An 8,381-nucleotide genomic window follows, 5' to 3' on the forward strand; every position below is an offset into this window, starting at 1 on the left:
GAGCATCCAGAGCGGGTGCTCACCCAGATCCGCAACGCGATTTCGGCGTGATAGTCGTCGCTCAGCGCAAGAAAGCACGCCGAAATCGCAGCAGGCCCGCGATCACCACGATCAGCCACGCCGTCAGCGCGTTCCAGAAGAACACCAGTGAAACCGTCTGCATCGATGCCACTCCCAGCTCCGCCGCCGTCGCGTCGGTGGCCACCGAGTACATGCCCAGCGGGAACACCACCGCCCACCACACCCCGGCGAACCGCAAGACCCCGGGTCGCTGGTTGACGTGGTGCAACACGAAGTAGATCAGCGGCGGTATCCACAAACTGGCCGCCACCCAGGTCACGATGGTGACAGCGCGCACCGGCCCGGCCAGCCACTGCGGGGCCACGCCGTGGATGCGGTCGCCGGCCAGCGTGGCGATGGCCATCGCTCCCATCAGGATCCAGTCGTCGGGCTCGAATCCCTCACGGTCCCTCCGCTCGGCGACGATGCGCCACAGGATCAGCCAGGTCATCAGCCCGTAGAACACAATCGCCAGCAGCCAAACCGGCAGCGCGATCACCAGCCACCTGTGGTCACCGGTCTGCCGGGCTGCCTGCGCGGTCACCACGGCCAAACCGGACGTGCCGACGCTGCCCAGTTCCCACTCACCGTGGGCACGATCACGCAGTTCCGTCCAGGATCGCGCCGCCATGTTGCGGGTGGTCAGCGTCGACAGCGCCAGCCACGACAGCAGGGCCACAACGCCGAGGCTCCGCACGATCGTCGGGTGCGCCGACAGCCGCGAGTCGAGCACCGCGCATGCGGCCACGAAGGTGCACAGCCCCAGCGTGACGTCGGGGTCGGCGAGGTCCCAGCCGATCCGGCGCTGAACCGCGAGGGTCAACACCAGCCCGGCCAGAGCCACCATTGCCGCCGTGGCCAACACCCCCAGCGCGTCGCTGATCGACCGGTAGTGGTGGTTGTGCGCAGCGATCGACAATATCCCGGTCGCCATCACCGCCGCGAATACGTCCGGTGCCGGCTCGACCCGGCATAGTCGGCGCGACCGAACGGCCATGGCGTTACAGGATCGCACCCGGGGTGTACTTGGCCGCGTCGGGATAGCGGGCAACCAGCGTCTGCACCGCCGCGACCACGGCGTCCACCTGGTCACCGGACGCGCCGGTGAATGCCTGTTCGTCGGCGAGCGCGGCGTCGATCGCCGCCCGGTCCAACGGCAATCGTGGATCGGCGGCCAGTCGGTCGAGAAGATCGGGTTCGGCGCCGCGTTCCCGCATCGCCAATGCCACCGCCACCGCGTTCTCCTTGATCACCTGATGCGCAGCCTCCCGGCCCATGCCGGCGCGCACGGCGGCGACCAACACCTTGGTGGTGGCTAAAAACGGCAGGTAGCGATCCAACTCACGACCGATCACCGCCGGGTGGGCACCGAATTCGCCGAGCACCGTCAGAAACGTCTCGATCTGGCCGTCAGCGGCGAAGAACGCGTCCGGCAACGCCACCCGGCGCACCACCGAGCAGAACACGTCGCCCTCGTTCCACTGTGCACCCGCCAGCTCGGCCGCCATCGAGGCGTAGCCGCGCAACACCACCTGTAGCCCGTTGACCCGTTCGCAGCTGCGGGTGTTCATCTTGTGCGGCATCGCCGACGAGCCGACCTGCCCGGGCGCGAAGCCCTCGGTGACCAGTTCGTGGCCGGCCATCAGCCGGACAGTGTAGGCGAACGACGAAGGACCAGAACCCAACTGCACCAGCGCGGAGATCACATCGTGGTCCAGCGAACGCGGATAAACCTGGCCAACGCTGGCCAACACCGCCCCGAAGCCCAGAAATTCGGCGATGCGCCGTTCCAGTTCAGCCAGCTTGGCGGCATCTCCGCCGAACAGGTCCAGCATGTCCTGGGCGGTGCCCATCGGCCCCTTGACGCCGCGCAGCGGGTAGCGGTCGATCAACTCGCGCAGCCGGGCCAGCGCGATCAGCGTCTCCTGGGCGGCAGAGGCGAACCGCTTGCCCAGCGTGGTGGGCTGCGCGGCGACGTTGTGGCTGCGTCCGGTCATCACCAGATCGCGGTATTGGACCGCCCGCTCGGCCAACCGCGCAACCACGGCGACCCCGTGGCCGAAGACGAGATCCAGCGACTGGCGGATCTGCAGCTGCTCGACGTTCTCTGTCAAATCGCGGCTGGTCATGCCCGCGTGCACGTGCTGATGGCCGGCCAGCGCGTTGAACTCCTCGATGCGGGCTTTGACGTCGTGGCGCAGGGTGCGTTCGCGGGCTTCGATCGACGCCAGGTCGACGTCATCGACCACCCGCTCGTAGTCGGCGAGCACCTGCTTTTGAACCTGCACCCCCAGCTCCGCCTGGGCCCCCAGCACCGCCAGCCAGAACCGGCGCTCGGCGACGACTTTGGCCTCCGGTGACCAGATCGCGGCCATCTCGGCGCTGGCGTAGCGGGTGGCCAGCACATTGGGAATGCTCACGAACACACAGCTTACGGTCGCCATACCCGCCTTCGACAAGGCACAGTGACCGGGTGTACTTCGTCGGCGTGGACCTGGCCTGGGGCGAACGCAGCCCGACCGGGGTGCGGTGGTGGACCCCGACGGGGTTCTGGTCTGCGTTGGCACCGCCCGCGACGACGCCGAGATCACCGGGGTGCTCTGGCTCTACCTGCGCGGCGACTGCCTGGTCGGCATCGACGCGCCGCTGGTGGTGACCAACCCGACCGGCCAGCGGCCCGCCGAGGCCGCATTGAACCGCGACTTCGGCCGGTTCGAGGCTGGTGCTGTTTTCGGCTGGCGCGCACGTTGAAGTACAAGGCCAAGCCCGGCCGTGGCGTCGGCCAGCTCAGATCGGAACTGCTGCGGTTGATGGACGCGATCGAAGGGCTCGCGCAGTCCACGGTGCCGCTGCGGGTGACCGACAACGGCCACTTGACCGATCTGCGCCGGCGGGTCCGGATCGCTGAGCGCAAGAGCGAGCTGCGTCGCGTCGAGGATCCCGTCGACGCTGTCGTCTGCGCGTATGTGGGGATGTACGCCCAACTTCGCCCAGCCGCTGTCACCATCTACGGCGACTTCGTCACCGGCTGCATCGTGACGCCGACACTGCCGGCGGACCTTGGTCAGCACAAGCAGCCAACCTACGGTTGAGGTTGCTCCTGCGCTGCCGGGCCGCTCACGGTGAACTCGCGTGTCATGCCGGTAAACGGCGCGAGGCCTCCGCTGCCGCGGCAGGCCGTGCCGTGGTGCACGATCCGGTATCGGCCCGCTGTGGCGTCTTCCGGGATGACCCACTCGACGGTCACCGTCGAACCGGTCCGCCCATTGCGCCGCCAGCGGAATGTGGTCGCCCAGTCGCCGTCGTCGGCAACCCGCATCCAGCCCGTCTCGCCGTGGTGCTGCACCTCCAGAAAGGTGCGCCCGCGATGCAGGTCGTTGTTGGGGTAGGCACTGACGAAGACGGCTCGGACGGTCTGCTTCGTCTGGTACCGGTCTTCCGGTTCGGTGACGACCGTGCCGAACTCACCGGTGTCGGGTCGGGCACGACGCAGCCAACTCGCGCGGGTGGTGGCAGTCGGGCCCGGTCCGGCCACGGCCGGCTCACCGTCGCGCATAGCGGTCGCCAGTCCCGCGACGGTCTGCATGAACAACGGGAGTTGCCAGCGGCCGAACAGCGTGCTGCCCCCCTCATAGCGCTGTTCCAGATACTCCTCGGGCGTGGTGATGTAGTGGATATAGGCGTTGCTGTATCCGACGCACAGCACGTCGGCCAGCGCTGCCCCGACGATTGCGGCGACGACGCGTCGCAGTCGCAACCCGGACACGATCGTCGGCTCGCCGGGGATGCCGATCAGATACAGCCGCCCGATGCGCACCAGCTGTACCGGCACCCGTTCTTGGATGAACGGCTTTATCCGGTTGACCAGGCTGCCCGGCGCCACCAGACCCTTCGGCGCGTGGGCCTCTCGTAGTTTGGCGTCGAACCGGTACAGGGCTGCCGACGCGGTCTCCCAGAACCTGTTGCGGCCCTGATGAAAACCGGCGAACCCGGCGCCGTCGTCGGTCCCCGCCAGCGCGGCCGCGGCCACCATCGGGTGGCCGGTCCGCCGCGGCTGACCGTCGGGGGTGAACTCCCCGCTGACGCTCGCGTTGGCGAGGTCGACGTAGACCATCCGGGCGTCGACCGTTTCGCCGGCCGGTGTTCCGTGCACCAGTTGTGCGGCTGCGGCCTGATACTGCCGCAGCCCGATGATGCGGGTGTTTTCCACCTCGTCCTGAGTTGGCCCGATCCCGTTGCGGCGGTTGGTGTTCGGGCTCATATCTCCGGGATTGGTCTGGGCGAAGGCCGCAACGAAGCCGGGTTGACCGCCGAGGTAATCGTTACCTCCGACCAGACGCTCCCAGTGGTAGGCGGCGTAGCCTTTGTTGTCGCCGGAGATGAGGGTGTTGCGGTTGGTCATGCTGGTGCCGTGAGTGGCGAAGAAGTTCATCGCCCCCACCGGTAGACCCTGCCGGTCGATGCGCAGCAGGGTCGTTTGCGGGTCGATGCCCTCGGGGAACACCGATCGATCCGCCTCCGGGTTCCGGGCGAACGCCGTCGGTGAGCGGTTGGTGCTGGCATCGTGCAACTGGCCGTGCGACAACGCCACCTCGCCCGGTGCGAGGTCGGCGTCGGCGCGCTCGACCGCCTCGACGACGCCGGCCACGATCGCCTCGAACGTCGCCGGGCGAAACCCGCTCGTGGTCAGGTTGTAGAGCAGATGGCCACAGTATCCCCCCGGCCCGGAGTGGGTATGGGTGGCAGTGATCAGCGTGTTCTGCGCGGTGTAGCGGGAACCGTAGGCCCGCTGCAGCCGGGCGAGGACCTCGTCGGTGACGCTTTGCGTCGGCAGCGGCAGTTCCGCCACGACGAGCAGAACGCGGTCGGCATCGGAGGCGAACACGAACGCCCGTGCGCGCAGCCGCAGGTGGATGCCGGTCGTGCGCTGCTCGGCCTTCCCGTACCCGAGCATGCCGCATTCGGCCGGTTCACCCGTGATGTCCGCGATCCCTCGCCCGACGAACATCGTCATCGGCGCATCAGGCCGACACCGCGCTCCGGTAGATCGGTGCGAGCAGGTCGATAACATCGATCAGCGCGGCCCGCGCCGCCTGGCGTGGGCCCTGCCCGTCGTTGACCAGCGCGGCGACCACCGCCCCGTCGACCACGCAGGTCAGTGCGAAAAGCATCTCGATCCGCGCCGTGCGACCGGATCGCTGCACGGCTTCGATGACGGCGTCGGCACGCTGGCGCAGCATCCGGCGCTGGATACCGCGTAGCGCGGGCAGCCGGGCACAGATGATGTAGCGCTCGTAGCGGGTGATGAGCTCCTCGGTGAGCCGCTCATCGGAAGCCTCACCCACCAACAGGTCGACCAGCATGTCTGCGGTCGTCCCGGCGGTGCGGCGCCGTCGCGACAGGCTGGCAACGCGGGCGCGCAACCGGGCGACTTCCAGCATCCCGATATGTTCGACGGTGCTGGCGATCAGGTCGTCCCGCGACGAGAAATAGTAGGTCGTGGACGCCAGCGCCACGCCCGCCCGGCGTGCCACCGTACGGTGGGTCACCGCTTCGAGCCCGCCCTCGTGGAGCAGCGCGGCGGCCGCGCTGACCAGCTCATGTCGTCGGCGTTCGCCCTTGGGCGTCACCGGTGCCGTCACGTCTGGACATGCTGCCAGCCGGGCCGGTGCCGCACTGGGCTTTCGGTCAAACACGATGATCCTGGCATGATGGCCCGCATGCCCGACCTGAGCCGGCGCGCGCTGTTGCGCCTCGGCGCCGGCGCCGCCGCCACAGCGGCCGGAGCCTACGCGCTGGGTCCCGCGCATCCGGTTGCCGGCCGCGAGTTGTCGATGGCCGGCACCGGGGCACCGCTGGCGCCGCCCCTCGAACCACCGCCTGCGCTCGCCCCGGCGCCCGCGGCTCCGACAATGGCCAGCGGCTCGTTTGCGTCGGCGGCACGCGGCGGTGCGACGACCAACTGGGCGATCGCCCGCCCACCGGGCCAGACGGCGGTGCTGCGGCCGGTGATCGCGTTGCACGGCAAGGGCAGCGACGCGGCGACGGTGATGGCCGGCGGCGTCGAGCAGGGCCTGGCCCAGGCCGTCGACGCGGGCCTGCCGCCGTTCGCGGTGGTCGCCGTCGACGGCGGCGGCAGCTACTGGCATAAACGGTCCTCCGGGGAGGACTCCGGCGCGATGGTGCTCGACGAGCTGATCCCGCTGCTCGGCGAGCACGGTCTGGACACCTCGCGGGTGGGGTTTCTGGGCTGGTCGATGGGCGGTTACGGAGCGCTGCTGCTCGGCGGACGGCTGGGACCAGACCACACCGCGGCGATCTGCGCGGTCAGCCCGGCGCTGTGGCTGTCCTCCGGAGCCGCCGCGCCGGGGGCATTCGACGGCACCACCGACTTCTCGGCGAACTCGGTGTTCGGGATGCCCGCCTTGGCGTCCATCCCGATCCGGGTGGACTGCGGCAACGGCGATCCGTTCTCCTCGGCGACCAGGGAGTTCATCGCTTCGCTGCCTAACCCGCCGGCGGGCGGATTCTCCCCCGGCGGGCACGACCCGTCGTTTTGGAGCGCCCAGCTGCCCGGCGAACTGACCTGGATCGCGCCGCTGCTGGTCGCCTGAGCCGGCGTCACAAGGTGCTCGTGGTGTTGCGGTCCTTCAGGTGCCCGCTCTCCACACCGGCGGCCGGATCGAGCTCCGCGTCGATGACCGCCGGCCGGTTCGACGCCAGCGCCTCGGTGAGCGCCGCTTCCAGCTCTGCCGGGGTGGTGACGTGATAACCCCTGCCGCCGAACGCTTCCGCGATCAGCTCGTGGCGTGCGTGCGCGCTCAGCACGGTCGGTGCCGGGCCCGCCCCGGCGCTTTGCTCGTCGCCGCGGTACACCCCGCCGTTGTTGAGGATCACGACAGCGATCGGCAGCTGGTACCGGCAGATCGTCTCGATCTCCATGGCGCTGAAGCCGAATGCGCTGTCGCCCTCGATCGCGACGACCGGCTGGCCGGTCTCGACCGCGGCGCCGATGGCATAGCCCATGCCGACCCCCATCACGCCCCAGGTGCCGCTGTCGAGCCGGTGCCGCGGCACCTCCATGTCGATCATGTTGCGGGTGATGTCCAGTGCGTTCGCGCCCTCGTTGACCAGGTAGACCTCCGGATGTCGTCGCAGCACGGCGCGCACCGCGCGCAGCGCGTTGGAGAAGCGCATCGGGTGTGGATCCTCGGCCAGCTGCCGGCTCATCGCGGCGTTGTTGTGCGCTACCCGGCCGGCGAGCTCGGCGGTCCAGGCCGCCGGCACCGCGATCGGGTGCGCAGACAGCCGATCGGCCAGCGCCGCCATCACCGAACCGATGTCCCCGCTCAGCGGTGCGGCGATCGGCCGGTTGCTGTCGAACTCCGACGCCTGGATGTCGACCTGGATGAACCGCGCGTCGACGGAGAATGCCGGCGGTTCGCCGTGGCCGAGCATCCAGTTCAGCCGGGCCCCGACCAGCATGATCACGTCCGCGCGAGCCAGCGCCAGCGAACGGGCGGCCGCCACCGACTGCGGATGGGCGTCCGGCACCAACCCCTTGGCCATCGGCATCGGCAGGAACGGGATGCCGCTGGTTTCCACGAACGTTGCGATCACGACGTCGGCTTGCGCATATGCGGCGCCCTTGCCCAGCACGATCAGCGGCCGCTGCGCCGCCGCCAGCAACCCGAACGCGCGGTCGAGCGCATCGGGTGCCGCCAACTGCACCGGGGCCGGATCGACGACTCGCCAGGTCGCCTCGGCAGCCGTGGCAGCATCGATGTGCTGGCCGAGCACGGCCCCCGGGATGTCGAGGTAGACGCCACCCGGGCGCCCGGAAACCGCGGCGCGGACGGCCCGGGCGACGCCGCGGCCGATGTCCTCGATCCGGTCGATCCGGTACACCGCCTTCGCAAACGGCCGGGCCGCGTTGAGCTGGTCGAGTTCCTGATAGTCACCGCGCTGCAGATCCGCCATCGCGCGCCCACCCGATCCCGAGATCTGGATCATCGGAAAGCAGTTCGCGGTGGCGTTGGCCAGCGCGGGCAGGCCGTTGAGGAAGCCGGGGGCCGACACCGTCAGGCAGACACCCGGGCGGCGGGTGAGGTAACCGGCGATGGCTGCGGCGTGCCCGGCGGAGCCCTCGTGCCGGAAACCGAGGTAGCGCATTCCCGCGGCCATCGCCACCCGGGCAAGGTCGGTGATCGGGATGCCGACGACGCCGTACATGGTGCCAATCCCGTTGAGCTTGAGGGCATCGACGACAAGGTGGAAGCCGTCGGTCGGTCGCGCGGGTGTCGATGGGGTCGCCATGGCAC

Annotated in this window: 6 protein-coding genes and 1 pseudogene; 2 read left to right on the top strand and 5 right to left on the bottom strand. The window is 69.5% G+C overall.

The genetic code is table 11. The features are described from left to right. Positions 1 to 61: 61 nt before the first annotated feature. Together AC2VON_RS19290 and purB are read right to left on the bottom strand one after the other, a co-directional pair. The gene (locus AC2VON_RS19290; protein WP_486954388.1) at positions 62 to 1,057 is read right to left on the bottom strand and encodes a tellurite resistance/C4-dicarboxylate transporter family protein; all 996 of its coding nucleotides are present in this window, start codon (positions 1,055 to 1,057) and stop codon (positions 62 to 64) included. A gap of 4 nt (positions 1,058 to 1,061) precedes the next feature. Next, positions 1,062 to 2,480 (bottom strand): adenylosuccinate lyase, encoded by a 1,419-nt coding sequence (purB, locus tag AC2VON_RS19295; protein WP_486954389.1) that lies wholly within the window; start codon positions 2,478 to 2,480, stop codon positions 1,062 to 1,064. Positions 2,481 to 2,533: 53 nt separating this feature from the next. Between purB and AC2VON_RS19300 the strand changes: the two are divergent. Continuing rightward, positions 2,534 to 3,152 (top strand): annotated as a pseudogene (locus AC2VON_RS19300) (DUF429 domain-containing protein). On the opposite strand, the gene AC2VON_RS19305 reads toward AC2VON_RS19300, so the two are convergent. Then, positions 3,143 to 5,074 (bottom strand): neutral/alkaline non-lysosomal ceramidase N-terminal domain-containing protein, encoded by a 1,932-nt coding sequence (locus AC2VON_RS19305; protein WP_486954390.1) that lies wholly within the window; start codon positions 5,072 to 5,074, stop codon positions 3,143 to 3,145. The pseudogene AC2VON_RS19300 and the gene AC2VON_RS19305 sit on opposite strands and share 10 nt — an antisense overlap. Positions 5,075 to 5,081: 7 nt before the next feature. Then, positions 5,082 to 5,702, bottom strand: coding sequence for a TetR/AcrR family transcriptional regulator (locus AC2VON_RS19310; RefSeq protein ID WP_486954391.1), 621 nt, complete (start codon positions 5,700 to 5,702; stop codon positions 5,082 to 5,084). A gap of 66 nt (positions 5,703 to 5,768) precedes the next feature. Here AC2VON_RS19310 and AC2VON_RS19315 point away from each other — a divergent pair, with 66 nt between their 5' ends. Next, the gene (locus AC2VON_RS19315) at positions 5,769 to 6,674 is read left to right on the top strand and encodes an alpha/beta hydrolase (RefSeq protein ID WP_486954392.1); all 906 of its coding nucleotides are present in this window, start codon (positions 5,769 to 5,771) and stop codon (positions 6,672 to 6,674) included. Between the two features lie 7 nt (positions 6,675 to 6,681). Here the strand turns inward: AC2VON_RS19315 and oxc are convergent, their stop codons facing one another. Then, positions 6,682 to 8,376: an oxalyl-CoA decarboxylase gene (oxc, locus tag AC2VON_RS19320; RefSeq protein WP_486954393.1), complete on the bottom strand. Its 1,695-nt coding sequence runs from the start codon at positions 8,374 to 8,376 to the stop codon at positions 6,682 to 6,684. Between the last annotated feature and the right edge of the window lie 5 nt (positions 8,377 to 8,381).

The sequence above is a fragment of the Mycobacterium sp. TH-M82 genome, from assembly GCF_057473605.1.